Origin of the sequence: Ligilactobacillus ruminis ATCC 27782, from assembly GCF_000224985.1 — a bacterium.
GTDB lineage: Bacteria > Bacillota > Bacilli > Lactobacillales > Lactobacillaceae > Ligilactobacillus > Ligilactobacillus ruminis.
Genome location: NC_015975.1, coordinates 148,856 through 175,413, shown reverse-complemented (window position 1 = coordinate 175,413; position 26,558 = coordinate 148,856). Strand labels below are relative to the sequence as shown.

Here is a 26,558-nt window from a genome sequence, read left to right as displayed (position 1 = left end):
TTCCTGCTTGAATCAAATGAAATGCCGAACGAAGACGGTCGATTTTCGATTGAATTTGTACGGCTTTTTTAAAGGAGACGCCGCGCAAGCAGTTCAGTCAAAATCTCATTCAAATTTACGGACAAAGTGGCCATTTTCATCAATGTGTCCGTAAACGGCAGTGATTTTGCCAAATGCAGTGCCCGCCAAATCAGCGCGCCAAGCTCTCATTCAAATTTGACGCCAGCCTCTTTTCGGCGATTGTCATGCATACGCAAAAAACCGGATTAGATTGCAATTGCTTGCAAATCATCCGGTTTTTTTATTTGAAGCATAATTTTTCACAGCTTCTAACACTCCGCAAGCTTCTCTTTGAGATACCTCTTCAGATCGCCGTACTTGCGGTACCCGACGACCTTCTCCTTGGCCACGCCGTTTTCAAAAATCATCAAAGTCGGCAGATTCATCACGTTGCGATCTTCGGCAAGCTTTCTTTGATGCTCGACGTCAACGCTCAAAAACTTGACCTGCCCGCGATATTCCTTAGCCGAAAAATCGCGCTCAAGCTGTTCAAGCACCGGTGCCATCATCTTGCAGGGTCCGCACCAATCCGCAAAGAAGTCAACGACCACGAGCGGTGCCTGTTTGATGTCTTCTGCAAACGCGTACTCATTCGTTTTTTTTGCCATCTGATCACCTCATCTGAAATGAGTATAACACATCAGCCCCTAATCAATAAACTTTTCGATCACTTCAGCCACAGGATTGTGGTTGTTGTCTGCTTCCGTCACGTAGTCTGCGATTTCTTTGACAAATTCACGGCCGTTGGCCACTGATACGCCCAAGCCGGCTGCCTTGATCATCGGAACATCGTTGCCGTTGTCACCGATTGCGATGATTTCTTCCGGCTTGATTCCCAAAAGCTCACCAAGATGCAAAGCTGCCTGCCCCTTGTCTGCTTTCTTTGAGTTGAACTCGATATAGCGATCAGACGAAAAAGTAATGTTCATTTCTTCAAAGTTTTCCTGAACGTATTTTTGCAGTGCAAGGCGTTCACCTTCAGACGGCACGCTGAAGATGATCTTTGTAATCTGCTTTTCCTTCAAAAATTCGATGCTTTCGTCTTTCGGCTGTTCATAATCGTTAAGTCGCCCGTTAATATAAGCAAATTCTTCATCGTTCAAATTCCAGATGTATAACTCGTCGGGCGTATAGATATGAACGCAATACTCAGGATGTTCAATCCCAAGCCTAAACAGCTCATTTACGGTTTCAAACTTCATCGTTTCCATTTTAACGATTCTGTTGTTCTTATTTTCAACGATTACGGCCCCATTATTCGAGATGACGTACTGTCCCGAAACATCCTTCAATCCCAGTTTCTCAAGATCATCCTGCACGGATAAGAAGCCGCGCCCGGTATTCGGTGAAAAACGGACGCCTTTTTTAACGGCACGCTTGATTGCTTCAACGGTTTTCGGAGTAATCGTCTTGTTATCGGCAAGCAGAGTTTCATCCATGTCACATACGATAAGCTTATACATAACGGTACCTCCATTTAATTTAAACGTTTTCATAAGGCTATCGTATATCATTTGTACCAATAAGTCAATGAAAATAACGATAATTACATAAACATCCTAATAAAGACATAGAAATCATTATAAACACTTCTATTTGATTATATTCAAATCAACGGTCCTCAGTTTTCCGACAATTTCGCATCCGTCTTCTCGAACACCCATCGGCATTTCTTCACCCGTTAAAAAACCGTGCGCATCAAAGAAAGAGCCGATATCAGATTCTATTGGAACAAGCGTGCACAACTGTTTGAAACGTTCGCGCATCAATGCTTGTTTCAGCTTTTCGATGATTTTTCCTCCGATTCCCTGACCGACGACATCATAATCGACCATGATCAGCCCCAGCCATGCGGTTTTGGATGTTGGAAAATTCAGTACGACGTCAGCAATCGCAACGAGATTGTCGACATCATACATTCCGAGATAAAACTTGTTTTCCGGCAAAACACCTTCCGGAATGCTCGTCAGATCGCTTAACACGTCTGCTTTTTTAACTTTATGATTCAAAAACAGCGCATGATATTCGGGATGTCTTCTTTGCAAGGCAAAAATTTCATCACCGTCTTCTTCTGTCAAGCGTCTCACTTGGTAAGGCAATAAAATATTCAGTCTTTCGATCAGCATCCTGATTCCTCCTTGATTTCAAAAAGAAGCCGGGAAAAAAGTCCCATTTTCCTATTGAATTAAATGAAAACAAACTTTTTTGTCAAATACAGAACTGCGCAGCGCCTGCTCAATCAATGAGTCAGGCCTGGCTTACGGGCAAAACGCCAATTTTTGAGATTTGACCGTAAATACCGGCCCCCCGTTACGGGCAAAATTCCGATTATTGAAATCTGCCCGTAAAATGCAGCCCTCCGTTACGGGCAAAATGCCGATTATTGAAATCTGCCCGTAAAATGCAACCCTCCGTTACGGGCAAAACGCCGATTATTGAAATCTGCCCGTAAAATGCAGCCCTCTGTTACGGGCAAAACAGCGATTTTTGAAATCTGCCCGTAAAATGCAGCCCTCCGTTACGGGCAAAACGCTGATTCTTGAGATTTGCCCGTAATCTGAGACCACACTGCTTTGGCGAAGGCAAACGAGTAGAACATTTTCTCAATTTTTTGGATTTTTATTCTACTTTCAAGGCAGCGTGCCCCGTTTTTGGTGGCGTCGGTAGAACATTTTCTCAATTTTTTGGATTTTTATTCTACTTTCAAGGCCGCGTGCCCCGTTTTTGGTGGCGTCGGTAGAACATTTTCCCAATTTTTTGGATTTTTGTTCTACTTTCGAGGCAGCACGCCCCGATTTTGAGAAGTCAGGCATACAAAAATCAGACTTCCCCCTCTGCCTCTGTCCCATTTTTGGACGTTTTGACACACGGAAATGAAAACCTTATTTCAAGCATAACAGGGAACCGGGCCTGCATACGCAAAAACCCGGATTAGATTTGCAATTAATTGCAAGTCATCCGGATTTTCAATTTGAGGCAGAGTTTTTCCCATCCTTCAAAGTTGCTTATTAATTTCTTATCTTATGCACGACAACCGTTACCGCTAATGAAGCCAACACGATTCCGCCAAACAGTGCAGCCGGAATTTCGATATCTATCATCGGAATCGTCAGGAACAGTTTGACCGCAATCAATGCGATCAGAATATATGCCGTCACCTCAAGTTCAGGCAGGATTTCCATCAGTCTCATTACGACTTCCGCAATTCCTCGCATACACAAAATACCGATCAGACCACCAATCAAAACGATGACTGGATTTGGCGAAATGGCAAGCGAAGCCAAAATCGAATCAATCGAAAAGACCATATCCATCAATTCGATCGACACGACTACGGACCAGAAGAGCGGCAAAATTTGAAAACGCCCTTTTTTCTCCCGGTGGTGCACCGATTCCGGATGACGCATCTTCCAAAAGTGGTTCAAAGACAGATACATCAGATACAACGCGCCCAAAACTTTGACTTCCCAAAAATTGATCAAATATGCGCCGAGTCCGATCATGATGAAGCGAAAGACGTACGCTCCCCACAACCCGTAAAACAAGGATTTTTCCTGTTGGACCTTATCCGGAAGCTTTTGCGTCTGCGCAACAAGCACGATCGCATTGTCAACCGACAGCAAACATTCAATCAAAACAAGCGAGAGGATAATCATCCAGTCCTCGCCAGACGTAATCACCGTCCTCCAATTTTCCAAATCAAAAAACGGACCATACAGTTTTTCAATTAGTGACAATCACGGTTCTCCCTTACTATTTATTCAAATCAATTCTAACATGAACGAGCAGTGTAATGAATATTCCAAATTGTAAATTTTTCGTAAGTTACAGAATCCTCAACAAGTCTTTGCCATACGTACTTCTGACCTCTTCCATCACGACGAATGCTTTCGGATCAATCTCAGTAATCAGGTTCATCAATTTCACCAGATCCTTCGTGTCGCAAACGCAATAAAGCAGCTGCTTTTTTTGTCCGCTGACGTACCCGTGACCGTCGATGATCGTCACGCCCTGCTTTGTCGCATCGGACAATGCCGAAGCCAGCTCTTTGAAACGTTCCGAGATGATCGTCAAAGAGCGTTTTTCCACGAATTGTGCAAGCAGTTTGTTCAATATTACCGCTGACAAATACAGTTCAACAATCGTCAGCAGCATGTTTTCAAAACCGATAATCACCGCTGACGGGATTGCCACCATCAGATCAAAACAAAGCATGGCAGAACCTGTTTTGATGCCGAAGAACTTGTTGACGATTCTGGCAAGAATCGTGGAACCTGCTAAAGTTCCCTCGCCCTTCATGATGAATCCCATTGCGACTCCCATCAATGCTCCGCCGATCAGTGCCGCCACCAAAGGATCATGCAGCGGAAAACGCATTGATCCGATCAACTTCAAAAAGACCGAAATCATCGTAATCGTATATAACGTATAAAAAACGGTCTGCTTGTTCAGCAGTTTCCAACCGATCAGAAGCAGCAGTCCGTTCAACACGATGTTCGTCACGCTCGGCGCAATTTTCAGCCAGTAGTAGAAAATCGTCATGAGACCGGTCACGCCGCCTTCGCCCAGATGATTCGAAATCAAAAAACCGTTGATTGCAACGGTGTACAAAAACGCTCCCACAGTATTCAGCAGTAAATTAACAACGATCGTCTTCTTCATCAAAATTCTCCAGATTCAGCTGCATGTCGCCGTTTTCTTCAACGGTTCCGCGCAAGCCTCGTTCCTTTCTTCCTTTCAGAAAACCTTTGATCAGCTCATAAAGCTCGCCTTTTTCCTTCGTATCAAGCTTTTGTACCCCAAAACAAACGTCTGCGCTTGAAGCCAGGGTTTCAACCAAATCAACCTTTTTGATTGCCCGACCGCACAAATAGTCGGTCGAAACGTCAAAAAACTCTGCAAGCTGCCTGATATCAAGATAGGTCGGAGTATTGACGCCGCATTCCCACTTGCTGAGCTGCGACCTGGTATTTTTCTTTTGGTTGTATGAAACATCCATTTCGTTCAGCGCATCCGCAAGCTGACCGAGCGTCAGGCCACAGCCCCTGCGAAGCGCACGCATCCGTTCCGGAAACATGGCAATCCCCCGCTTTCTATATGATCCAGACAATCAGATCATTTTTTGTTCCTTCATCCATTCAGCCATTCTGCGATATGCATCGGTAAGTCCAACTGTCGGTTTCCAACCAAGCGCCTCTATTTTGTCAGAATTCAATTTCATCTTAACGTCAGGTGCATATCCCAGTTTCTTTGAGTCAGCAGGAATATCAATCACAACCTTTGACTTTTCCTGAGATAACGTTTTCGAGACCAGCTCAGCCATTTTTCTGATAGTCGTGTGGCTCGATTCGTTGGCTACGTTGTAAGCCTGTCCTGCTTCACCTTTGTACAAAAGCATCAAAATCGCTTTAACCGCATCAATCGTATAGACATAGTTTCCTTCAGACTTGCCTTCCGTCTTAAGAACGATGTCCTCTCCTCTGAGCGCACTTCTTGCAAATTGTGCAAATACGCGATTTTCTGTCGGCAGGATACCTGCTCCAAATGTTTGGGCCAAGCGTGCAGAAGAGATTCTGATTCCATGTTGTGCGGCGTAAGCAGTACACATGCATTCGCACATTCTCTTTCCTTCAGGATAGCAGCTCCTGACAGCGGCCAGATCAACATAACCCAAATCACTTTCCCTTGTATCTTCAGGATCAGCAGACTGACCGTAAATTTCCATTGAAGAAATATAGACAACGCCTTTTGTTCCTTTTTCAACAGCAAGGTTTAAAATATTTTTGGTTCCCTTCAAGGCAACGTCAATCGTTCCTACGGGATCAGAAACCATTACCTTAGAAGTCGTAACCGCAGCGGCATGCACGATATAATCGACTTTTCCTTCTAACGAAATCGGCTCATCACCAGAAAGATCGTCCAAACAAAAAGAAAGAGCATCTTTTCCCATGCATCCTTCATATATCCTGTCAGCCTTTGCTTGATTGCGAATCAGTCCGATTACTTCAAGACCTAAATCTAATTTTTCGTTTGCGTAAATCAATGATCTGACAACCATTGACCCGACAAGTCCCGTTGCGCCCGTTACCAAAATTCTTTTATCTTTAAAATTGCTCCACTCGATTTCACTCGTTAAGAGAGAATTCAAATCTTCCGTCAACACGTTATTCAAGGCCATAGATTTGTTCATCCTCTCTTGCATCCAATAATGCACGCATCGTATAGAAATCATCGGGGGTCGTAATCTTGATGTTTTCCTGCGGTCCTTCGATGAGGTAAAGCTTGTGTCCGTAATATTGCATCATTGAGCACGAGTCAATGAAATCGTGCTTGTTTTCAGCAATTGCTTTCCGATGAGCACCAATAATGTCTTTAAGCCAAAAACTTTGCGGCGCACGTGCTAGACGCGAACGTGACCGATCCGGAACTTCTTCGATTCCGTTTTCGTCATCCACCATAAGAACGGTTTCCTTTACGACAACGCTCGTAATTGAGCTTCCGCGTTTTTTGACCGATTCGATATTGTCAGAAATCGTCTTCGGTCGAATCAAAGGACGAACGCCGTCATGAATCAGCACAACGGATTCTTCACCATTTGCAACGCGTTCTGCGGCACAAAGTCCGTTGTAAATGGAATCTTGCCCAGTGGCTCCGCCTTCAACGACTTCTTTCACCTTTTTGATGTTATATTTCTCTAATAAATCCTTGAAGTAAGGAATCCAATCTTTAACGCAAGAAACGACGATCGCGTCAATTTCAGGATGATTTTCAAACAATTCGAGCGTATGGATAATAATCGGCTTGCCATGCATGTTCAAGAATTGTTTCGGACGCTCCTTGCTCCGCATTCGCGAGCCAACGCCGCCGGCAAATATTACAGCAATGTTCATGTTAAAAACCTCTCTCGATGCAATAATCATATAATGTAAATTATACCACAATTTAATTATGATTCTCTTTACAAATGCAGAGCTCCGATTGATATCTAATTGATAACCATTTTCATTTGACGTTTTTAAACCATCTCTGTCAAATCTCCGTGAAATCAACGTTTCAGCGCCCCAATTGAGAATGATTTTTATTTAGAATCATTTTAGTTTACATTATTTTCATCTCGTGTTATCTTTGAGACGTAATAAGGATCAGCGTACGGGATTCCACTCAAAGGAGGAAAAAACAATGAAACACTCAACAAAATTGTGGATCATTTTGGGGATCGGCCTTGTTGCGCTTATCTTGGAGTTCGGCTTAAAACAGCAGCTCCTTGCACAAGCGCTGATTACGATCGTCGGATCCATCATCTCGCTTTCAATGCTATATGAAATGATCAAATCACTTAAATCAGGAGACTACGGGGTTGACCTTTTGGCAATCATGGCGATTGTCTCAACGCTTGCGGTAAGTCAATACTGGGCTTCCATGATCGTTTTGATCATGCTTGTCGGAGGCGATTCGCTTGAAGATTACGCTTCGAAAAAAGCACACACGGAACTTAAGGCGCTGCTTGACAATTCACCGCATGTCGCCCATCGTTTGAACGGGGATGAAACCGAAGACATTTCCGTTGATGAAGCAAACATCGGCGATAAGCTTGTCGTGCGTCCGGGGGAACTCGTTCCGGTCGATGGTCACGTTATTCTTGGTCAAAGCAGTCTGGACGAATCTTCTTTGACCGGAGAATCAGTTCCGGTAAGCAAAAAAGTCGGTGATGACATCTATTCCGGATCAGTCAACGGGGATGCTTCTTTAACGATGGTCGTCGATAAACTGGCTAAAGACAGTCAATACCAACGCTTGGTTCAATTGGTCAAAGAAGCCGACAGCAAACCCGGCAAATTCGTCAGAATGGCCGATCGATATGCGGTTCCGTTCACGGCGATTGCCGTAATTATCGCAGGGCTTGCATGGTTCATCTCAAAAGATCCGGTCAGATTTGCAGAAGTCCTGGTCGTTGCTTCGCCTTGTCCGCTTATTTTGGCGGCACCGGTTGCCATCGTTTCCGGGATGAGTCGCTCATCAAGAAACGGTGTCGTCATCAAAACGGGAGACGTCTTAGAAAAACTCGCAACGGCTAAAACCGCTGCATTTGACAAAACCGGAACCATTACAAGCGGAAAACTGACGGTTGATTCGGTCGTTGCGTTGGACGGCATTGATAAAAACAAGCTGCTCGAACTTGCGGCAAGTTCAGAACAGGCATCAAATCACATTCTTGCGCGTTCGCTCGTTTCGTACGCAAACGAACAAGGAATCGACCTCGATTCGCCGGAAGAGTTGCAAGAAGAAACCGGCAAGGGCATCAAAGCTCAAATCAACGGTCACAAAGTCATGGTCGGAAAACTCAAGTACGTCGCTCCAACGGACAAAATGGAGTCATTGCCTGAAACTGCCATCTACGTCTCCGTCGATGACACGCTTTGGGGATACGTGATTTTCCTTGATCATATCCGTAAAGAAGCTCCGGAAACCATGAAGTCACTGAAAGAACACGGCGTTGAACATCTCGTCATGCTGACGGGCGATCAAAAAGCGATTGCTGAAAAAATTGCTCCGCAAGTCGGAATTACCGACGTTAAGGCCGATCTGCTCCCAACAGACAAAATCAGCGCTTTGAAGAACGTTTCAAAAGACAAGCGCCCCGTCATCATGGTCGGCGACGGAGTCAATGATGCTCCTTCGCTTGCAACGGCAGACGTCGGAATCGCCATGGGTGCCAACGGATCAACGGCTGCGAGTGAATCGGCAGACATCGTTATTTTGAAAGACGATTTGTCAAAAGTTTCCAAAGCCGTCATAATTGCGCAAGATACCATGCGCATTGCTCGTCAGGCGGTTTTGATCGGCATCTTCATCTGCATCGGTTTGATGCTGATCGCAAGTACGGGCGTTATTCCGGCCCTTGTCGGCGCAATGTTCCAGGAAGTCGTTGATACCGTTTCGATTTTGTGGGGACTGCGCGCAAGATACTCGAAAGAAAAATATCATCAGGACAACAACGATCATCATAAAAAGCCACATGGCAAGATGAACGGTCATGTGGCAATGAATTAACAGTTTATCTGTTATATATTATTACGCTCCAAACGTCGAATCCAACGTTTGGAGTTTTTATTTTTGATTGAAATCATTTATATCATGCGGATTAACTGCTATCAATTCATTTTCCTTGAATACCGAACCTATTAAGTATATTATTTACTTGTAACGAAAAATTACAGTTAAACTGTAATTTTTCGCAAAAGGAGGTTGCATTAATGTCGATAACAAAATTAATTGGTTTTAAAATATACAATCATTACCTGTTCAAAGATGGAAGCTATTTTGGAATAGACATTTCGGGACAAGACACTCAAAAAACAAGAAAATCAATATTCTCATTTTCTGACACGGTAAAGTTAAACAAAGTTACCAGCGTAGTCGGTATTAACGCGGTCGGCAAGACAATGTTGATTAATATCTTCAGCGGCTTGAGCGATTTTTATTTAAAAGAGAAATCAATTGACCAAACATTATTAGAAAGTACGCTAAAGCTCCGAAAAAATACTGACTACATTAAAGTCGAAGCCAGAATTGCAAGCGATGACAACAAAAGGTATGTCATTCAAACAATTTTTAAACAAAAAAAACAAGAAATAGATGAAACCAGCAGCAGCTGGTATGTAGAAGAAGAGGTAATCTACTCAGACTCGCAAAGAAATTGTTCTAGAAAAAATCTTTTTAACCCGCAAAAAATGGGTCAGCCAAGATACAGAAGTAAATTGGCGAAAAATTCAATGCTAAGTCCAAAAGATTCTTACTTCAAAAGCGTAGGTATCGATTATGCTCCAAGAGTCATGTCAACATCTTCTTTCACGAACCTCAATATTCCCTATCATTTTTCGGATAAAACACCTGAATCTTTGCTTGGATACCTGGACAACTCCATAGATTATCTTCGCTACAATCGAGATTCTAATAATGATGCCGTCATAAGCTATTCTTTGAAGTTTAAAGGTTCTGATGAAGTAATCACTTCCAATGATTTCTCAAGTTTCTCTAACATCCTTTCTTCAGGCACGATCAAAGGAATCAGTTTGTTCTTTTGGATCCTTGGAGCTTTACGAAGCGGTTCAACCATCATTGTCGACGAAATTGAAATCCATATAAATAAACAAATTGCGAGAGATTTTATCGGCTTGTTCATGGATCCTAAGACCAACAAAAATAATGCTTCCATAATCTACACGACGCATTATATGGAACTTACAAATGATCTTCAGCGCAAAGATCAAGAATATGTAATTTCCAGAAACAATGATACTCTTCAGTCATCAATTTTGAGACTGAGTGATTCAAATGCACGTTCAGAGCTTAAAAATAGCGAACTATTCGAAAGTGGCAGTATTACAAACACCCAACCAGATTATGAGAAATATATCGAACTAAAATCAGATGTTTCAAAGCACGTAAAGGAGCTGAAGCGATGAGCAAACTTCCAGAAGAATACAACGGAATAATGGTTGAGGGAGCTTCCGAAAAAGCAATAATGGATTTGCTCATCAATAACAACAAACTGATTTTTCCGCTTAACTCAATCATACAATCATCAGACGGAACCACAGTTCAAGATTATCTTAATGAACTGGACTATGCCAATAATTTCTTATCACACGGATTCAGCAAACCTGTCAATATCCATGTTGTTTTGGATTCTACCAATAGAAATTTCAAAAAATTGGAGTCCAATCGTTTGATTTCTACAGTAAGGTATTACATTACACGTGAAGAAATTGAAGCCATTCACTTATACAAACATACTGAATGGCTTGAAGGATATATGGCTTTTAAAAATAACAAATCAAACAGAAAGGGAGGATCAAAACAAATAAAGCCAAGTGCTTTTTTCAAGCAGGAACTTGGAATTAAAAACATCAAAACATATGATTATATTTATAAATTGTGGGAAGACGATATTGACGGATTGATTAAAGCAATTGACAATGTTAAAACGGACATGGTCAAACGACAAAAACTAAAATCTGGACAAAATTACCTGGCCGACATCATTAACCACGATTATCATTAGCATTGTATATTACAAAAATCCTCCAAAAATTTCTCAGCGTTTTTGGAGGATTTTGCTAGTTATTCATGATTTTTTTCTGATGCTGCAACCAACAGAATCTATATAACGGATATCCTATCTTGAGCAGGATAAAAGCTATCTTGTCTCGTTTAGGCGTCTTAGGATTCTTAGCGACTTCTTTGCTGTTTTGTTTCACATATTTAATGATTTCGACTCTCTTTTGATTAACTGCTTGACCATCCGCATTAAGCATCTGATTCAGCGTACTTAGTCTTGAATAAACTTGACGTCTGAGTACGGCTTCACGCAAATCGGGATAGACGCACAAGACGTCACTGGCCATTTTATCAGTCATTTCAATCATATCAAGCTTATTCATTTTGAATGTCCCATTGACGATTGAATTGTTATGAAAATTATAAGTATACTTTGCTTCGTACCCCACCGCAACGTCATCACATTTTAACATCAGAGCATAGGTCGTTCCGATATCCTCAAAGAGCTTTCCCTTGGGATATTCAACATCGTCAAACAGATCCTTGCGATACAATTTAGCCCAAGCAGAAGTGTCAATGACATCATGATAAAGCATTCTTTCGAGACAATGCTTGTTCGACATCCTCTCATCGCCCTTAGATCCCAAATTTTTAACATTGCCATTGTCATAATGAACTCGATGCTGACAAATCGACATTTTGCAATGATACTTTTCAACAAGAAAATAAAGATACTCAACATAATCTTTATCAACGATGTCATCAGGATCCACGCATGTCACATATTGCCCCTTTGCTTTCTTGATGCCATAATTTCTTGCATCTGACAGTCCACCGTTTTCCTTATGAAAAACAACCACGCGTTTATCCTTTTTTAAAAATTCATCGCACATTTTTGAACATTCTTTATTCGTAGATCCATCATCAACCATTACGAATTCAAGATTTTCATATGTCTGATCAAACAATGAAGTCATACATTCAGATAAATATTTCTCAACATTATAGACCGGCAAAATCACCGAAATTAAAGGCTTATCCATTCTTACCTCCAAATAGCATAAAAACAAGGAGCCAAGTTCAACTTGACTCCTGCATCATCTTACTTGGAACCTTCACCGCTGAAGACTTCCTTCACCGTCAGTCCCAAAATTTTAAGGTCTTCAAAAATCGACCAGTTATCGATATACTTCATATCAAGTTCGATAACTTTTTCAAAATCCGTAATGTCGGAACGACCGCTGACCTGCCACATGCCGGTAATTCCGGGACGAACCGCAAGACGAGCACGATGATGCTTTTCGTAATTTTTCCATTCATCAATCAACGGCGGTCGCGTCCCTACAAGACTCATTTCTCCCTTAAGAACGTTCCAAAATTGCGGAAATTCATCCAATGACGTTTTCCGAATAAACCAACCAATGCCATGTTTCGAGCCATCCTTGCCCGAACCGATGATTCGAGGATCATTGTCTGCCTTAAACATGAACCCCTTCATCGTGTTCATCGCCATAAGTTCTTTCTTGCGTTCCTCTGCATCCTGGTACATGCTGCGGAATTTATAAATTTTGAAAATTCGCCCATTTTGACCGACACGTTTTTGCGAGAAGAAGATTGGTCCAGGATCCGAAAAATAAATGATCGGCCCGATGATGATTACCAAAATTCCCGTAATCAACAAACCGACAAGCGCACCGACGATATCCATCAAACGTTTCAGTGCCAACTGAAAACTGGATGCAATTTTCAAGCTTTCCGTCATAACGGTATAGCCGCCGACCTTTTCAATCGTCTTCATGCCACGTTCGTTGTCATAAAGCTCACTGATTGACACGTGAGAAGTAATCCCCATGTTAAGCAGATCCTGCAGCAAACTTTCTGGAACTACCCCGCCCTTAGGCAAAACGAACATGACCTCGTCTACCAAATCAGTGACGATATTATCCGTAAAATCGTTAAGACTGCCTACGACCGGAACATCATCATATTTTTCGCCGACTTCAGCCGTTGAATCATCGAAAAAGACCGCTCCGGAAATCTCAATATCGCCCAATGATTTTTGTTCGATTCTTTGCTTAACGCCAGCAAAATCGTCTTTTGAAGAAACCAAAATCATTCTCTTCTTGGAATAGCCGTTTTTCTTTCGATATGCCAAAACAATCTTCTTCCATATCAATCGGCCAAAATACACTGCCGGAACACCCAGTATCGCCAATAGAACAAACACCGTTCTCGAATACCAAAATGTTGTCTGACTCAAAAGAAGATATAAGGCCAAAACAATAACCAAAGCTGAAACGTATATGATTGATGCCTTTAATTCCTTCAACCAGCTACGCTTAAGAATATTGCGATAGTTGTCTGAAAGCGTGGCAAACACAACGCCAGTAACCAAAATAACCAATGCACCGACTTGGTAGTATGTCCTATCATAAGGGTTTTCGAGTCCATGGCGGATAACATATGAAACAATGTAGACGATTTGCATAACGATCAAATCGACCAAAACAAAATCAAGGTGTTTCAACCACCCATTGCTTTTTTTACTGTACAAATTATTCACCCTCAATCCAAGCAGACATCGTTAACTATGGTTGTTTAACAAAGCCAAACTTTCTAGCAATAAACATCCAAATCTTCTTGACCATATTTTGATTACCCATAAACATCACAGGCAACTCAACGTAGTCTATCTGGTTTTGCTCAATCCAGACATCCATCAAAAGTTCGCTGATATAGCCAAATATCCGAGCTTCGCTGACCGAATACCCTGAAATATCAACACGTTTCTCAACTTCTCCCAAAACATCAAAAAGCCATTCTGAATACGCTGAAAAAACCTTGTCTTTGGCAATAATCATATTGAACATATGCGCACTGCGACGCTTCATTACCTCATCAAATTTAATCAAATAATCCGGGTATTTTTCCGCAATAACCTTGCGTGTTTCTTCAAGGCCTTCAATTTTGTGAGAATGTTCATAGTGAGACCATAAAGTTTCGATATAGTAATTACGCTTTTTAGGAAGAATAGCGTCATGTTTCTCCATAATATCAACAAGCGTTTTTTCATCTAAAACATTTTCATACTTTTTTTCAAGTGACGCACCAAGCATTCTTTTTCCCTTTGAAAACAAACGTCGGTAGTGTACCAAACCTTTAACATCAGCTTTACGATTTTTCCAGGCCCAGTACTGTGCCGTCAGTTCGCAATAATTAGGGTTCTTTTCTGAAATATTTTCTCCGGTATTATCGCGCACGAATCCAGAAAAATCATCTTTTGCCGGTCCAACCTGAACCGGAATATAAATGTTTCCTTCAGGCATCCGAATATCTTTATGGCTTACAACATAAATTTCATATGACAAACAAAAATTCCTCGCTTCATCTCAAATTAATCAGCAAATTCTTCTTTAACTGTTACCAGTGCGGCAGCGATAACCTGATCCATATTGTAGTAACGATACTGCCCCAAGCGTCCGCCAAAAATAACGTTTCCTGCTTCTTTTGAAGCCAAATTCTGATATTCCTTATAAAGACTATTATTACGCTTGTCATTGACCGGATAGTACGGCTCGTCGCCGCGTTTCCAGTCAGCAGGATATTCACGCGTAATAACCGTCTTGTCTTTGTCGCCCTTGCCGAACTCAAAGTGCTTGTGCTCAATCACACGCGTATACGGTGTCTCGGCATCCGTGTAGTTGACAACAGCGTTGCCTTGATAGTTATCAACGTCAAGTTCTTCCGTTTCAAAACGCAGGCTGCGATATTCAAGTTCTCCGAGCTTATAGTCGAAGAACTGATCGATCATCCCAGTGAAAAGAACCTTGTCATAGTTTTTCAAATATTCGTCCTTTTTATCAAAGAAATCAACGCCGGTTTCAACCGTGATCTTATCATCAGCAAGCATCTTTTCAACGATTTGAGTGTATCCGCCAACCGGGATTCCCTGATAGTCATCGTTGAAATAGTTGTTGTCATAAGTCAAACGAACCGGAAGACGGCGGATAATGAATGCGGGAAGTTCCGTAGCCTTCCTGCCCCATTGCTTTTCCGTGTAGCCTTTGACAAGTTTTTGATAAATATCCGTTCCGACAAGCGAAATTGCTTGCTCTTCAAGGTTTTCTGGTTTCTTGCCATTAAGCACCGCACGCTGTTCATTGATTTTGTCCAAAGCTTCCTTAGGAGTAACCACTCCCCAGAGCTTGTTGAACGTATTCATGTTAAACGGCATGTTGTAAATTTCGCCATTGTAATTAGCAATCGGACTGTTCGTATAGCGGTTGAATTCAGCAAATTGATTGACATAGTTCCAAACTTCCTTGTTGGAAGTATGAAAAATATGCGCACCATATTGATGAACCTGAATTCCGTGAACTTCTTTCGTATAAATATTCCCGGCAATGTGGTCGCGTTTTTCGATTACATGTACTTCGTTCCCGCGTTTTGCTGCTTCGTATGCAAATGTTGCGCCAAACAAGCCAGCACCTACAACTAAATACTTTGTCATCTTTTTTATCCTCCGTACTGATAAAAGCACTTTTTATTCATTATACACTATTTACATTTGAAATAATTTACCACTAAAGATATGTTACCTAAATTTAAAATAGTTTGTTTAAACTAAACTGATTTATAGTGTATAATATGGTATTAGTGGTTTTGAATCCACTTTTGCACAGTCGATTATATTATATTACTACAATTTACTGCAAGCAATCACATTCTTGGTGAATACGCATAGCTGATAACATCAGCCAAGCAAAAACAGGTAAGGAATCATATGAAAGTAATTAAAAATTATCTCTATAATGCCGGATACCAGCTTTTGGCTGTTTTATTGCCGTTAATAACTGCTCCCTACGTTTCGCGCGTAATCGGAGCACACGGTATCGGCATCAACACCGCAACCAACTCGACCATTCAATACTTCATTCTCTTGGGTTCAATCGGTATCGGCCTATATGGCAACCGCGAAATTGCGTACCTTAGATCAAACAAGCAAGCGATGAGCGAAGCTTTTTGGGAAATCCAGATTTTGAAAATGGTTATGGTTACAATTTCTTACGGAGCATTTCTCGTATACTTGGCCTTTTGCCCGGTCTATAAAGAATACATGCTGATTCAATCTCTTAACCTTATCGCTGCGGCAGTCGATATCTCATGGCTCTACATGGGTCTTGAAGATTTTAAAAAGACTGTTTTGCGAAACACCATGGTCAAGCTTGCATCAGCGGCCATGATTTTTATGTTTGTCAAGGATGCAAACGATACATGGGTCTATATATTCGTACTTTCAATTTCCGTTCTCGGCGGAAATCTTACCTTGTGGCCATATGTCAGGAAAACACTTGTCAAAGTTGATTTTAGAAAACTTCATCCGTTCAGACACTTTAAACCGACGATTGCACTCTTCATTCCGCAGATTGCGACTCAGGTTTACCTTGTTTTGAACAAAACCATGCTGTGGGCAATGGTCAACAGCGACGTTGCCGGATTTTACGATCGTTCCGACACATTGGTCAAACTAGTTTTGACAATCGTTACGGCAACAGGAACAGTCATGTTGCCACACGTTGCCAATGCCTTTCATGAGGGCAATGAAGATGAAGTTAACAATCTTACCGCTGACTCATTTGACTTCGTTTCATGCATCGCAATTCCGATGTTTGCCGGACTGGCAGCCATCGGACAAAAATTGGCACCTCTATTCTTTGGCCCGCAGTTTAAACCAGTCGGCATGGCCGTTTGTTTGGAGGCAATCGTTATCGTCCTGATTGGATGGAGCAACGTTATTGGACAACAATACTTGTTGCCGACTGACAAGATCAAGGTTTTCACCGGCTCAGTCGTTTCAGGAGCAATCGTCAATCTGATCCTTAATTTGCCGTTTATTTATCTTTTAGGATTGCACGGTGCTGTATTCGCAACGGTATGTTCCGAAATAGTCGTTACCGGATATCAAATGTGGCACGTCAGAAACATCCTGAACTTGAAAAAGATGTTTATCAACGTTCCCAAGTATGTCTTAGCCGGCTTAGTAATGTTTATCGTTGTCAATCGCGTCTGCATGATGCTTGATTTTACGTCAACAATTAAAAACGTATTGGCAATTGCAGCTGAAATTGGTTTGGGAGTTGTTGTGTACGGGGGAATATTGCTTTTGTTAAAACCTACAATTTTAAACAAATTGGTAAGTATTATCGAGAAAATTAGGAGTAAGAAAAATGGATAATATCTTAAAAAACAAGATCTATAGCTCAACGCTTGGAATGAAAATAAAGGAAAAAGTCCCGAGACTACCTGAATGGACATACTTTTTCGCTCTATTCATGTACCTTCTCTCTCAATTCGCACAAGGAACTTTAGCAATCAAACGTCTTATTCCCATGTTCTTGCCATATTGGATACAAATGTTTGTCGCACTAATCATCGTTTTAAAGATCATTACATTTGATGAATATTATCTTAAAGACTGGTTTATCTTGCTATTTTTAGGCATAGTTTTATGGCAAAGTGGCATGAATGCAGGTGAGTTGAACTTATTCTACTACTACATCGCTATCATCGGCGCAAAAAATATCGACTTTAAAAAGATATTGCGTTTCTTTCTCGTAACGATTTCATCATTATTGATACTGACATTTATAATCACTAAATTAAGAATAATACCTGGTTTAGTATTTAATCGTGGTGATGGTGCCCTCAGATATGCATTAGGAACGGTTTACCCATCGGATTTATCAGCAAGGTGTTTCTACTTGATGATTACCTATGCTTTGCTTCGTGATTATAAATTAAAGCTACCTGAATACATCGGATTGATTTCAATTACAATATGGGCATACGTAGTTACCGACACAAAAGTCGATTTGATTTTGATGGTATTTTTCTTGTTAATCGCCATTTTCTATAAGCAAACCATCACCCTTCTGGAAAAAATAACATCGATAGGCATTGCCATAATTTTAGGATCTGCCGTTTCATTTATGATTTTGATGACATATTTTTACAATCCATCAAATCATTTTATGAAATTGGTCGACCATGCTTTGTCAGGAAGATTCTACTTCTCACATATTGCTTTCGAAAAATATAACGTTACGTTCTTAGGGCAATATATACCGCAAAATGGGTTTGGTGGAAACACCAGCAGAGTTTTCAACTATTTCTATATCGACTGTTCTTATATAAGAATTTTGATGATGTTGGGTGCATTCGTATTTCTGCTAGTGGTTGGATATTTATTGTATCTCTCTCACATGTTTATCTCCAAAAAGTACTATTCTTTAGAACTTACCTTGATTCTAATCGCGATAAGTTCGTTGATCGATCAACATATGTGGGAGATATCATATAACATTATCTTCTTAGCAACATTCGCTACTCTATATAGTTTTAAACATTCATCAAAAAGCCTATCAATATAACGATAACTGGAGACTTTACTATGAAATTATTAAGTAACACAGAAATCAAAGAAGTTTTGCTGAATATTCTCATTGAATTGCAAAAGTCATGCAATAGAAATGGGATTGAATTCTATTTGGTTGGAGGTTCATTGCTCGGTGCAATTAGGCATCAAGGTTTCATCCCATGGGATGATGACGTTGACATTGGAATGAAACGACCAGACTATGACAAATTACTTGAACTTTCAAAAAAGAAAAATTTTTTGCCTTCTTATCTCAAAATCATATCTTATGAACAAGGAACTTCACAGTATCCATTCATAAAAATTATTGATACTAGATATTGTATGGAACAAGGATACGTTCAGGAGGGGAATGTGACATCAATATGGGTTGATATCTTGCCTACGGATGGATTGCCGGATAATCCAAAAGATATTAAAAAAATATATCGCAAAGTTGGTATATATCGCGAAATACTAATGCTGAACTTTGCAAAAATCGGTGAAGGAAAAAGCAAGATTAAAGCCTTATTGAAGCCGTTGGTTATTCCATTTGCCAAGTTAGTAGGGGTCAACCGTTGCAACAAATTAATCGACAATCTCACACGTTCAATACCATACGAACAAGCAAACAAAGTCGGATGCATAATGTGGGGGCTTTATGGAACAAAAGAGTGCATGGATAAAAAAGATTTTGAACGATCTGTCGACGTCACTTTTGAAGGGCATACTTTCAAAGCACCATCTTGTTGGGATTCGTATCTTTCCAATCTTTACGGCAACTACATGGAGCTGCCTCCTAAAGAAAAACAAGTCACGCATGAGTTAAAGGTATGGAAAAAAGAGACTGAGGAATTTTAGAATGAACATATCAATTGTAATATCAAGCTACAATGGATCATCGCACATTATAGAACAACTTGATTCTATAAGAAATCAAACAAGGACGCCTGACAAAGTGTTAATCTGTGATGATTGCTCGACTGATTCGACACCTGAAATAGTTAATAAATACATCAAGATTCATTCCTTGAACAATTGGAGAATAGTCATCAATCAAGAAAATAAGGGATGGCAAAGGAATTTTATCGACGGGATTGAAAAAAGCACAGGAGATTTAATCTTTACTTGTGACCAAGACGACATTTGGAGAACTGACAAGCTTGAAATCATGGAAAATATCATGCTTAAACATCCTGAAATAAATCTTCTTGCCTCTAATTATCTTGAATTTTATGAAGACGGGCACACAAAAACGGGTCCACTCAAAAACACTAAAAAACTTGAGAAAGTTAAGCTTAAAAATAATTATATGCTTGTCGGCGCACCGGGATGCACACACTGTTTCAGAAGAAGCCTATTTAATCAGGCAAAAAAAATTTGGTTTAAAGATTACCCTCATGATGCCTTGTTATGGAGAACAGCGCTATTTTCAGACTCCCTGTATTTTTACACGGATGATTTGATAAAATGGAGAAAACACAATGACAGTGCTTTCTCTAAGGACAGTCGAGCAGGTAAAACCAAAGCCAACAAAGAAAAGTGGCTTGACTACGATTTGGCCGTTGCCGACGGATTAGAAAAATTTTTGAGTACACTTGACATAGATACTAATCAACAAACCAAGATGCTTGACAAAAATCGCAAATGGATATCTTTAAGAAAAAATTTTTACCAAACAAAAAATATTCTGACGGGTCTTCATTTACTTTTTTATTGGAATTATTACCCACGATATCGCCAATATCTTGCTGATTGGTATTTAATTTTCATAAAAGGCTAAATTTGATAAAAAAGGCTGCGTAACGTGCGCAGCCTTTTTTATTTCAAAAATTCCTTCGTATAGTCGTCTTCCTGAATCGTAAACCTAGGACGCTTCTTAACCTCAGTGAATATCTTTCCGACATATTCACCAATCATGCTCAAACAAATCAATTGAATGCCCCCAAGCACCCAAATTGACGTAATAAGCGAAGTCCACCCGCTGACAACGTTTCCGTTGATTTTTTGGACAATTGAATAAATAAATAACCCAATTCCAATTAAAACAACCAGTAAACCAAGATTCATGATCAGCTTGATCGGCACGGTCGAAAATGACGTAATGCCATCCATCGCAAATTTAATCATCTTCTTTAACGGATACTTTGATTCACCGGCAAAACGTTCTTTTCTCGCATAATAAACCTTGTCTGAAGGATAGCCGACAAGCGGCACCATCCCTCTTAAAAACAGATTTCTTTCGTCAAAACGTAATAATCCTTCTACCGCTCGTTTGCTGAGCAATCGGTAATCAGCTGAATTAGGCACCATGTCGACGCCTAATTTGCTCATCAAAGAATAAAATGCAATCGCCGTCTTGCGTTTGAAAGCCGTATCAGTATCACGATTATTTCTTACTCCGTAAACAACGTCTATTCCTTCATGATACTTTTTGACCATCTCCGGAATGGCATTGACATCATCCTGCAAATCAGCATCAATCGTAATCGTCATGTCAGAATGGTCAACGGCCGTTGTCAATCCCGCCAAAAGCGCATTTTGATGTCCATAGTTGCGACTGAATCTGATTCCGGTCACATATTCAAACTGGTTTTCAAATTTCTTGATCAATTCCCACGTCTTGTCTTTGCTGCCATCATCGACAAACAACAGCTTGCTGTTTGAAGATACTTGCTCTTCAGAAATCATAGACTCAAGAACAACACCAAGTTCTTTAACGGTCTCCGGCAATACTTCCTCTTCGTTATAACAAGGAACAATAATCGTCAACATATTGTCTTCGCGCATGAAAATACTCCTCTCTGTTATGAAACATACTGACTTTAATTATAAATCAACGAAGCAAGAAATTGTATCGATAATTATCCTGATAACCTGTTTATAGACATGTCTGATACAATATTCTAATTTATTTAGCATTATTCAACAAATCCGCAATTTCTTCACATCATCAAAATAATTAAACTGAAAAACTGAACGATTTGTCATAACTTTTGAAACATCAAAGCCATAAGTTTTATGTATATTTTAAGCATAGAGAAAGGCGAGGTGCAATGGATATGAAACACGTTACAAAATTCCAAAAATCAATTTTTGTTTCATTGGCTGTTTTAGGATTTGTCGGAGGAATGCAGATGTCCGACATTATTAATAGCGGTGACGGATCAGCAATCCCAACGATTAAAGCAGCATCCGTGCGCCGAGGCCAACAAAGAATCAACGGAAAGTGGTATCTGTTCGATAACAATGGACATTACAAAACAGGATTCCAATGGATTCCCGAACAACATAAAACAGTCTACTATGCCCGTAACGGACAAATGCAATACGGCCAGCAAAGAATCAACGGAAAATGGTATCTCTTTGATAATTGTACTGGTGCTATGAAGACTGGTTTCCAGTGGATTGCTAATCAACGTAAGACTGTTTACTATGAGGGCAACGGTCAGATGCAGTACGGTCAGCAGAGAATCAACGGAAAGTGGTACCTCTTTGATAACAACATTGGTGCTATGAAGACTGGTTTCCAGTGGATTGCTAATCAACGTAAGACCGTTTACTATGCGGGCAATGGCCAAATGCAATACGGCCAGCAGAGAATCAACGGAAAGTGGTACCTCTTTGATAACAACATTGGTGCTATGAAGACTGGTTTCCAGTGGATTGCTAATCAACGTAAGACCGTTTACTATGCGGGCAATGGCCAAATGCAGTACGGACAGCAAAGGATCAACGGTCACTGGTATCTCTTTGATAATTGTAATGGTGCTATGAAGACCGGCCTTCAATATATCGCAAATCAGCACAAGACAGTCTACTATGCGGGCAACGGTCAGATGCAGTACGGTCAACAAAGAATCAACGGTCACTGGTATCTCTTTGATAATTGTAATGGTGCTATGAAGACCGGTCTTCAGTATATCGCAAATCAGCGCAAGACAGTCTACTATGCGGGCAACGGTCAGATGCAGTACGGATATCAGACGATAAACGGACATCATTACTATTTCAACACATCCACTGGTGCATTGGAACCACTTCCTTCAACCGGAAGTTCCAAGACATACGCTCCAAGCAACCATTCAACGTTCTCATTGAACGGTCATAGTTATGCCGTAAAATCGTTCAGCGGAACTGGAACTGTACCTGCTGACAATTACGTCTACGCCTGGACATCGCTTAGAAACTACTACTTATTTGAATATTACGGCAATGCACACAAAGAACTTGCATCTCTTCACGTTGGCAGTCCCGTCGTGATCAACGGTCAAACCCTTCACGTAAGAGAAATCATCACGAACGTTTCAAACAACGGCAACGCCTATGACCTTGTTGCAGGAAAAATGCAGCAACACAAGGCCGGCTGGCAAACGTGCGAATATGCAGCATACGGTTCAACGTTGAGGCTTTGGTTCGCAGACTGACAATGTGCAGAAACAGACGCCTTCTTACAAAAGGTGTCTGTTTTTTTATGCATCGTCTTTTAACGAATTTTACGATATAATAGGCTTAATACTAAAACTTAAGGGAGAAGAAAATGTTTAAATTCGAAAAAATATTCTTAGACATCATCTTTAAATATAAAGATAAATTTTTTCTGCTGGTCATAAGCATACTAGGTCTATTCATCCGCTATCAAGGAATCCACTTCATATCCTGGGATATGAAGACCTTCCTTATCCCATGGTATAACGTAATAGATGCCAAAGGAGGACTGCATGCTCTTGGAACACAGGTCGGAGACTATAACATTCTGTATCAGACATTTGTCGCCTTGATTACCTATCTTCATAGAAACTGTGTTGTCATGTACAAGATTCTCTCAATACTATTCGATTACATTCTGGCAGTGAGTGCAGGATTACTGTGCATGCGTCTGACAAAAAAGAACAATTCCTTCATATTCTCCAGCATATACTCCATTGTTCTTTTCCTGCCAACAGTAATACTCAACTCTTCTTACTGGGGACAATCTGATTCCATTTATACAACGTTCGTTATTCTCACACTGCTATTCCTGTTTGAAGAAAAATACCTTTTGTCTTTCATAATGCTTGGACTTGGCTTTTCCTTCAAGTTTCAGACGATTTTCATTGTTCCGTTCATCATTTGCTATTATGTTTACAAGAAACGTTTTAGTATCATGTATTTTTTAGCCTCCGTGGGCATATTCTGGCTTTCTGGACTTCCTGCATATCTGAACGGAAGAAACTTGCTTGCCCCATTTAAAATTTACGCAAATCAAACAGGCACTTATAAACAAATGTCCATAAGTGCCCCAAGTTTTTGGATTCTGATTGGCAATGATTATAAATTACTGCATCTAACAGCAATAATTCTTACAGTTGCCTTATGCGGCATCGCACTATACTTGATTATGTCCGGAAAAATCAATCTCGAAAATGCAACCAGTTATATGGCTGCTGCAGCATGGTTTACATGGACCTGTCCACTGTTTCTTCCAGCCATGCACGAACGATATACCTATCTGTTGGATATACTCCTTGTCATTCTGACTTTCATGGATAATAAATACCTCAAGTACGCCGCCATCTCCATCCTGATAAGCATCATAACCAATTGCGCATCTCTTTTCGGAACATGGCACTTCGCCATTCAATGGTGCATAATAGCCTGCGTACTGGCATGGGTACACTTCACATATACCCTGCTCAATGACAACAAAAACAGTAATCAAGAAGAAATTGCCACAGAACAATCATAAAAAAAGGCCGGCTGGATTTTCCAACCGGCTTTTTTTATCTGTCCACATGAACGCCTTCACGTTCAATTTGCAAAATTCGATACTCGTCTTTTAACCCGGCCTTTTTGCCCAAATCAATATATTCTTCAACCTTGTCATGCGGCAAAAAGCTCATGACAGTTGGACCGGCACCGCTGAGGTACGTGGCCATCGCACCTGTTCTGTGTCCGATTTCTCTTAAAATCGGAAGATGCGGGACGAGCTTTTCACGATAAGTTTCGTGATAACGATCGCTTTCAATCATTTTGCCCGCAGTCTTCATGTCACCGGCAACGAGTGCCGCAACCAAAACGTTTCCGATGCTTCCCGCCGCGACGGCTTCAGAAAACGGAAACTTTGCCGGCAAGACGTTGCGTGCGTCAGCCGTGGCCAAATCGTATGCAGGGATATACGCAACCATCGTCAAATCAGGAAATTTGAGCTTGATGCTTGAAACATCGCCGTCGACCATCGTTGAAACGACGAAATCCCCGTATAATGCCGGAGCCACGTTGTCCGGATGTCCTTCCATTTCAGCAGCTTTTTGAAGAATCTGCTCATTTGTCAAATGCATCTTTCCGACCTCGTTTGCCATGACGACGCCTGCGATCAGTGCCGATGAGCTGCTTCCCAGTCCGTGTGCCAACGGAATCTCGGACGTTACCTTAATATGCTGCGGCTCCAGCTCAGGATTCGTCTTAATCGCTGTTGCAACGATCATATTGCGTTCGTCGCTTGGAATCGCATGTCCCATCTTGTGGTCGACCTTCCACTTCGGTGCTTTGCCATAAACTGTGACCGTGAGGTATGATGAAACAGCAATGCCAAGTGAGTCAAAGCCTGGTCCAAGATTGGCGCTGGTTGCCGGAACCCTTATTTTAAGTGTCATGAATAACCTCCGCTATTTTTCGGGAAGAACTTTATAAGCCGCAAGCACGGAAATTTCTTCGAGTTCATTGAGTTTTTCCACAATATGATTCAGTTGTGATTCGGACATTTCATGAGTTACCATTGAAACGCGCGCAAAACGATCATTCATTTGCGTTTGCGTAATCAAACGGAAACTTGCGTCATATTCAGTCATGATTTCGGTCAGCTTGAGCATCTGTCCTGGCTTGTCAAGCACTTGCAGCGACAGATAGTACGGATAAACGACTTCAGAATCATCCGCAAGTTCAAGCTCATTCGTGTAATCGTTAAAACTAAAGCCCGTCGTTCCCATAACGATATTTTTCGTGACAGAAGTAATATCGCTCAAAACGCTATTCGCCGTTGGCAACTCGCCTGCGCCAGGTCCATAAAACATCGTTTCGCCAACGGCAGATCCTGTCACAACGACAGCGTTGTTTTCGTTTTGAATGGCAGCAAGCGGCTGCGTTTGCGGTACAAGCACTGGTCCGACGGAAACATCGATGTGCCCGTTGACAAGTTTGGCAATTCCAAGAAGCTTGATCACGTATCCCAAGCGCTTTGCTTCCGCAATATCAGCCTTCTGAATTCCGCGGATGCCTTTAACCTTGACCTGATCCATCGTAACGTCTTTGCCGAATGCAAACTGCGTCAAAATGATCATCTTATAGGCAGCATCAATCCCGTCAACGTCGTTTGTCGGATCGGCTTCAGCAAAGCCAAGCTCTTGTGCTGATTCAAGCGCATCTTCATATGAAGCACCGTTTTTGTTCATCTGTGTCATGATATAGTTCGTCGTCCCGTTGACGATTCCGCGAACTTCGATAATTCGATCGGCAGCAAAAGAGTTGACGATCGTGCGCAAAATCGGGATGCCGCCGGCAACGCTGGCTTCATAGCAAAGATCGCAGCCATGTTCTTTTGCAAGGCTGATCAGTTCAGGGCCGTGCGTTGCGATAAGATCCTTGTTTGCCGTAATGACATGCTTGCCGGCTTTCAAAGCCCTTTCAATATACTCTTTTGCGGTATTGACCGTCCCCATAACCTCGACAACCATTTGAATCTCGTCATCACAAAGAACATCGTCCGCATTGTCCGTCAGATTGATGCCTGTCAAATCAACGGAACGCTTCTTTTTGAGATTGTGCACGACAACTGTCTTGACTTCGAGTCTTCTGCCTGTAATGTTGGAAATTTTTTCAGCATGATCGCGCAAGATGCGAATCACGCCGCTGCCAACGGTTCCGAGACCCAAAATGCCAATTTTGATTGTTTCCATGTAATGCTACCCCCACTTGGTTTATTTGTTACTATTCTAACATAAGGAGACATTAAAAACCTACGTATTCTATAAATTTGTTGCCGAAA

The 26,558-nt window shown here is 41.2% G+C and carries 23 protein-coding genes and 1 pseudogene; 9 read left to right on the top strand and 15 right to left on the bottom strand.

Going from position 1 to position 26,558, the window contains the following annotated elements; all coding sequences use genetic code 11:
* Nucleotides 1–329: 329 nt before the first annotated feature.
* The 8 genes from trxA to LRC_RS00770 form a co-directional block, all read right to left on the bottom strand.
* A complete protein-coding gene (trxA, locus tag LRC_RS00810; RefSeq protein WP_014072764.1) occupies nucleotides 330–668 on the bottom strand; it encodes a thioredoxin in 339 nt (112 codons plus the stop codon).
* Between the two features lie 39 nt (nucleotides 669–707).
* Nucleotides 708–1,523, bottom strand: a complete 816-nt coding sequence (locus LRC_RS00805; RefSeq protein ID WP_014072763.1) for a Cof-type HAD-IIB family hydrolase — start codon at nucleotides 1,521–1,523, stop codon at nucleotides 708–710.
* Nucleotides 1,524–1,652: 129 nt separating this feature from the next.
* Nucleotides 1,653–2,186, bottom strand: a complete 534-nt coding sequence (locus tag LRC_RS00800; protein WP_014072762.1) for a GNAT family N-acetyltransferase — start codon at nucleotides 2,184–2,186, stop codon at nucleotides 1,653–1,655.
* Nucleotides 2,187–3,068: 882 nt separating this feature from the next.
* A complete protein-coding gene (locus tag LRC_RS00790) occupies nucleotides 3,069–3,797 on the bottom strand; it encodes a TerC family protein (RefSeq protein ID WP_014072761.1) in 729 nt (242 codons plus the stop codon).
* 88 nt (nucleotides 3,798–3,885) lie between these two features.
* On the bottom strand, nucleotides 3,886–4,722 hold the full coding sequence (locus LRC_RS00785; RefSeq protein WP_014072760.1) for a YitT family protein: 837 nt from the start codon (nucleotides 4,720–4,722) through the stop codon (nucleotides 3,886–3,888).
* The gene (locus LRC_RS00780; RefSeq protein WP_225354893.1) at nucleotides 4,700–5,170 is read right to left on the bottom strand and encodes a helix-turn-helix domain-containing protein; all 471 of its coding nucleotides are present in this window, start codon (nucleotides 5,168–5,170) and stop codon (nucleotides 4,700–4,702) included. Before LRC_RS00780 ends, LRC_RS00785 begins: the two co-directional genes overlap by 23 nt.
* On the bottom strand, nucleotides 5,171–6,250 hold the full coding sequence (locus LRC_RS00775) for an NAD-dependent epimerase/dehydratase family protein (RefSeq protein WP_258414381.1): 1,080 nt from the start codon (nucleotides 6,248–6,250) through the stop codon (nucleotides 5,171–5,173).
* Nucleotides 6,225–6,950 (bottom strand): IspD/TarI family cytidylyltransferase, encoded by a 726-nt coding sequence (locus LRC_RS00770; RefSeq protein WP_014072757.1) that lies wholly within the window; start codon nucleotides 6,948–6,950, stop codon nucleotides 6,225–6,227. The genes LRC_RS00775 and LRC_RS00770 overlap by 26 nt, the downstream gene beginning before the upstream one ends.
* A 289-nt stretch (nucleotides 6,951–7,239) precedes the next feature.
* On the opposite strand from LRC_RS00770, the gene LRC_RS00765 reads away from it, so the two are divergent.
* The 3 genes from LRC_RS00765 (at nucleotide 7,240) to LRC_RS00755 (ending at nucleotide 11,125) form a co-directional block, all read left to right on the top strand.
* Entirely contained in the window at nucleotides 7,240–9,111 is a 1,872-nt protein-coding gene (locus tag LRC_RS00765; protein WP_014072756.1) for a heavy metal translocating P-type ATPase, read from the top strand.
* Nucleotides 9,112–9,314: 203 nt separating this feature from the next.
* Nucleotides 9,315–10,526: an AAA family ATPase gene (locus tag LRC_RS00760; RefSeq protein ID WP_014072755.1), complete on the top strand. Its 1,212-nt coding sequence runs from the start codon at nucleotides 9,315–9,317 to the stop codon at nucleotides 10,524–10,526.
* On the top strand, nucleotides 10,523–11,125 hold the full coding sequence (locus tag LRC_RS00755; RefSeq protein ID WP_014072754.1) for a hypothetical protein: 603 nt from the start codon (nucleotides 10,523–10,525) through the stop codon (nucleotides 11,123–11,125). The genes LRC_RS00760 and LRC_RS00755 overlap by 4 nt, the downstream gene beginning before the upstream one ends.
* Nucleotides 11,126–11,180: 55 nt before the next feature.
* Here the strand turns inward: LRC_RS00755 and LRC_RS00750 are convergent, their stop codons facing one another.
* The 4 genes from LRC_RS00750 to glf form a co-directional block, all read right to left on the bottom strand.
* On the bottom strand, nucleotides 11,181–12,164 hold the full coding sequence (locus tag LRC_RS00750) for a glycosyltransferase family 2 protein (protein WP_014072753.1): 984 nt from the start codon (nucleotides 12,162–12,164) through the stop codon (nucleotides 11,181–11,183).
* A 59-nt stretch (nucleotides 12,165–12,223) separates the two neighbouring features.
* The gene (locus tag LRC_RS00745) at nucleotides 12,224–13,684 is read right to left on the bottom strand and encodes a sugar transferase (RefSeq protein WP_049780062.1); all 1,461 of its coding nucleotides are present in this window, start codon (nucleotides 13,682–13,684) and stop codon (nucleotides 12,224–12,226) included.
* Nucleotides 13,685–13,709: 25 nt separating this feature from the next.
* Nucleotides 13,710–14,447, bottom strand: a complete 738-nt coding sequence (locus tag LRC_RS00740; RefSeq protein ID WP_049780083.1) for a DUF4422 domain-containing protein — start codon at nucleotides 14,445–14,447, stop codon at nucleotides 13,710–13,712.
* A gap of 68 nt (nucleotides 14,448–14,515) precedes the next feature.
* Nucleotides 14,516–15,631: a UDP-galactopyranose mutase gene (glf, locus tag LRC_RS00735; RefSeq protein ID WP_014072750.1), complete on the bottom strand. Its 1,116-nt coding sequence runs from the start codon at nucleotides 15,629–15,631 to the stop codon at nucleotides 14,516–14,518.
* 273 nt (nucleotides 15,632–15,904) lie between these two features.
* Here glf and LRC_RS00730 point away from each other — a divergent pair, with 273 nt between their 5' ends.
* From LRC_RS00730 to LRC_RS00715, 4 genes are read left to right on the top strand one after another with little or no spacing between them, the layout of a single operon-like run.
* Nucleotides 15,905–17,356 carry an oligosaccharide flippase family protein gene (locus LRC_RS00730; RefSeq protein ID WP_014072749.1) on the top strand — a complete coding sequence of 484 codons (1,452 nt, stop codon included), beginning with the start codon at nucleotides 15,905–15,907 and terminating at the stop codon, nucleotides 17,354–17,356.
* A complete protein-coding gene (locus LRC_RS00725) occupies nucleotides 17,349–18,551 on the top strand; it encodes a hypothetical protein (RefSeq protein WP_014072748.1) in 1,203 nt (400 codons plus the stop codon). Before LRC_RS00730 ends, LRC_RS00725 begins: the two co-directional genes overlap by 8 nt.
* A 20-nt stretch (nucleotides 18,552–18,571) precedes the next feature.
* Nucleotides 18,572–19,396, top strand: coding sequence for a LicD family protein (locus LRC_RS00720; protein WP_014072747.1), 825 nt, complete (start codon nucleotides 18,572–18,574; stop codon nucleotides 19,394–19,396).
* A gap of 1 nt (nucleotide 19,397) precedes the next feature.
* Nucleotides 19,398–20,318, top strand: a complete 921-nt coding sequence (locus tag LRC_RS00715) for a glycosyltransferase (protein ID WP_014072746.1) — start codon at nucleotides 19,398–19,400, stop codon at nucleotides 20,316–20,318.
* 38 nt (nucleotides 20,319–20,356) lie between these two features.
* On the opposite strand, the gene LRC_RS00710 is transcribed toward LRC_RS00715, so the two are convergent.
* Nucleotides 20,357–21,325 carry a glycosyltransferase family 2 protein gene (locus LRC_RS00710; RefSeq protein ID WP_014072745.1) on the bottom strand — a complete coding sequence of 323 codons (969 nt, stop codon included), beginning with the start codon at nucleotides 21,323–21,325 and terminating at the stop codon, nucleotides 20,357–20,359.
* A gap of 416 nt (nucleotides 21,326–21,741) precedes the next feature.
* Here LRC_RS00710 and LRC_RS00705 point away from each other — a divergent pair.
* Both LRC_RS00705 and LRC_RS00700 read left to right on the top strand, forming a co-directional pair.
* Nucleotides 21,742–22,962, top strand: a pseudogene (locus LRC_RS00705) (N-acetylmuramoyl-L-alanine amidase family protein); the annotation flags it as partial.
* Nucleotides 22,963–23,075: 113 nt separating this feature from the next.
* Entirely contained in the window at nucleotides 23,076–24,263 is a 1,188-nt protein-coding gene (locus LRC_RS00700; protein WP_014072743.1) for a hypothetical protein, read from the top strand.
* Nucleotides 24,264–24,297: 34 nt separating this feature from the next.
* Here LRC_RS00700 and thrB read toward each other — a convergent pair whose 3' ends face one another.
* Both thrB and LRC_RS00690 read right to left on the bottom strand, forming a co-directional pair.
* Entirely contained in the window at nucleotides 24,298–25,170 is an 873-nt protein-coding gene (thrB, locus tag LRC_RS00695) for a homoserine kinase (protein ID WP_014072742.1), read from the bottom strand.
* A gap of 12 nt (nucleotides 25,171–25,182) precedes the next feature.
* Nucleotides 25,183–26,469, bottom strand: a complete 1,287-nt coding sequence (locus LRC_RS00690; protein WP_014072741.1) for a homoserine dehydrogenase — start codon at nucleotides 26,467–26,469, stop codon at nucleotides 25,183–25,185.
* Between the last annotated feature and the right edge of the window lie 89 nt (nucleotides 26,470–26,558).

Coding starts and splice junctions, on each gene's coding strand:
- trxA (WP_014072764.1), bottom strand. CDS start 668: ATGGCAAAAAAAACGAATGAGTACGCGTTTGCAGAAGACATCAAACAG.
- LRC_RS00805 (WP_014072763.1), bottom strand. CDS start 1,523: ATGTATAAGCTTATCGTATGTGACATGGATGAAACTCTGCTTGCCGAT.
- LRC_RS00800 (WP_014072762.1), bottom strand. CDS start 2,186: ATGCTGATCGAAAGACTGAATATTTTATTGCCTTACCAAGTGAGACGC.
- LRC_RS00785 (WP_014072760.1), bottom strand. CDS start 4,722: ATGAAGAAGACGATCGTTGTTAATTTACTGCTGAATACTGTGGGAGCG.
- LRC_RS00775 (WP_258414381.1), bottom strand. CDS start 6,250: ATGAACAAATCTATGGCCTTGAATAACGTGTTGACGGAAGATTTGAAT.
- LRC_RS00770 (WP_014072757.1), bottom strand. CDS start 6,950: ATGAACATTGCTGTAATATTTGCCGGCGGCGTTGGCTCGCGAATGCGG.
- LRC_RS00765 (WP_014072756.1), top strand. CDS start 7,240: ATGAAACACTCAACAAAATTGTGGATCATTTTGGGGATCGGCCTTGTT.
- LRC_RS00760 (WP_014072755.1), top strand. CDS start 9,315: ATGTCGATAACAAAATTAATTGGTTTTAAAATATACAATCATTACCTG.
- LRC_RS00755 (WP_014072754.1), top strand. CDS start 10,523: ATGAGCAAACTTCCAGAAGAATACAACGGAATAATGGTTGAGGGAGCT.
- LRC_RS00750 (WP_014072753.1), bottom strand. CDS start 12,164: ATGGATAAGCCTTTAATTTCGGTGATTTTGCCGGTCTATAATGTTGAG.
- LRC_RS00740 (WP_049780083.1), bottom strand. CDS start 14,447: ATGCCTGAAGGAAACATTTATATTCCGGTTCAGGTTGGACCGGCAAAA.
- glf (WP_014072750.1), bottom strand. CDS start 15,631: ATGACAAAGTATTTAGTTGTAGGTGCTGGCTTGTTTGGCGCAACATTT.
- LRC_RS00730 (WP_014072749.1), top strand. CDS start 15,905: ATGAAAGTAATTAAAAATTATCTCTATAATGCCGGATACCAGCTTTTG.
- LRC_RS00725 (WP_014072748.1), top strand. CDS start 17,349: ATGGATAATATCTTAAAAAACAAGATCTATAGCTCAACGCTTGGAATG.
- LRC_RS00720 (WP_014072747.1), top strand. CDS start 18,572: ATGAAATTATTAAGTAACACAGAAATCAAAGAAGTTTTGCTGAATATT.
- LRC_RS00715 (WP_014072746.1), top strand. CDS start 19,398: ATGAACATATCAATTGTAATATCAAGCTACAATGGATCATCGCACATT.
- LRC_RS00710 (WP_014072745.1), bottom strand. CDS start 21,325: ATGCGCGAAGACAATATGTTGACGATTATTGTTCCTTGTTATAACGAA.
- LRC_RS00700 (WP_014072743.1), top strand. CDS start 23,076: ATGTTTAAATTCGAAAAAATATTCTTAGACATCATCTTTAAATATAAA.
- thrB (WP_014072742.1), bottom strand. CDS start 25,170: ATGACACTTAAAATAAGGGTTCCGGCAACCAGCGCCAATCTTGGACCA.
- LRC_RS00690 (WP_014072741.1), bottom strand. CDS start 26,469: ATGGAAACAATCAAAATTGGCATTTTGGGTCTCGGAACCGTTGGCAGC.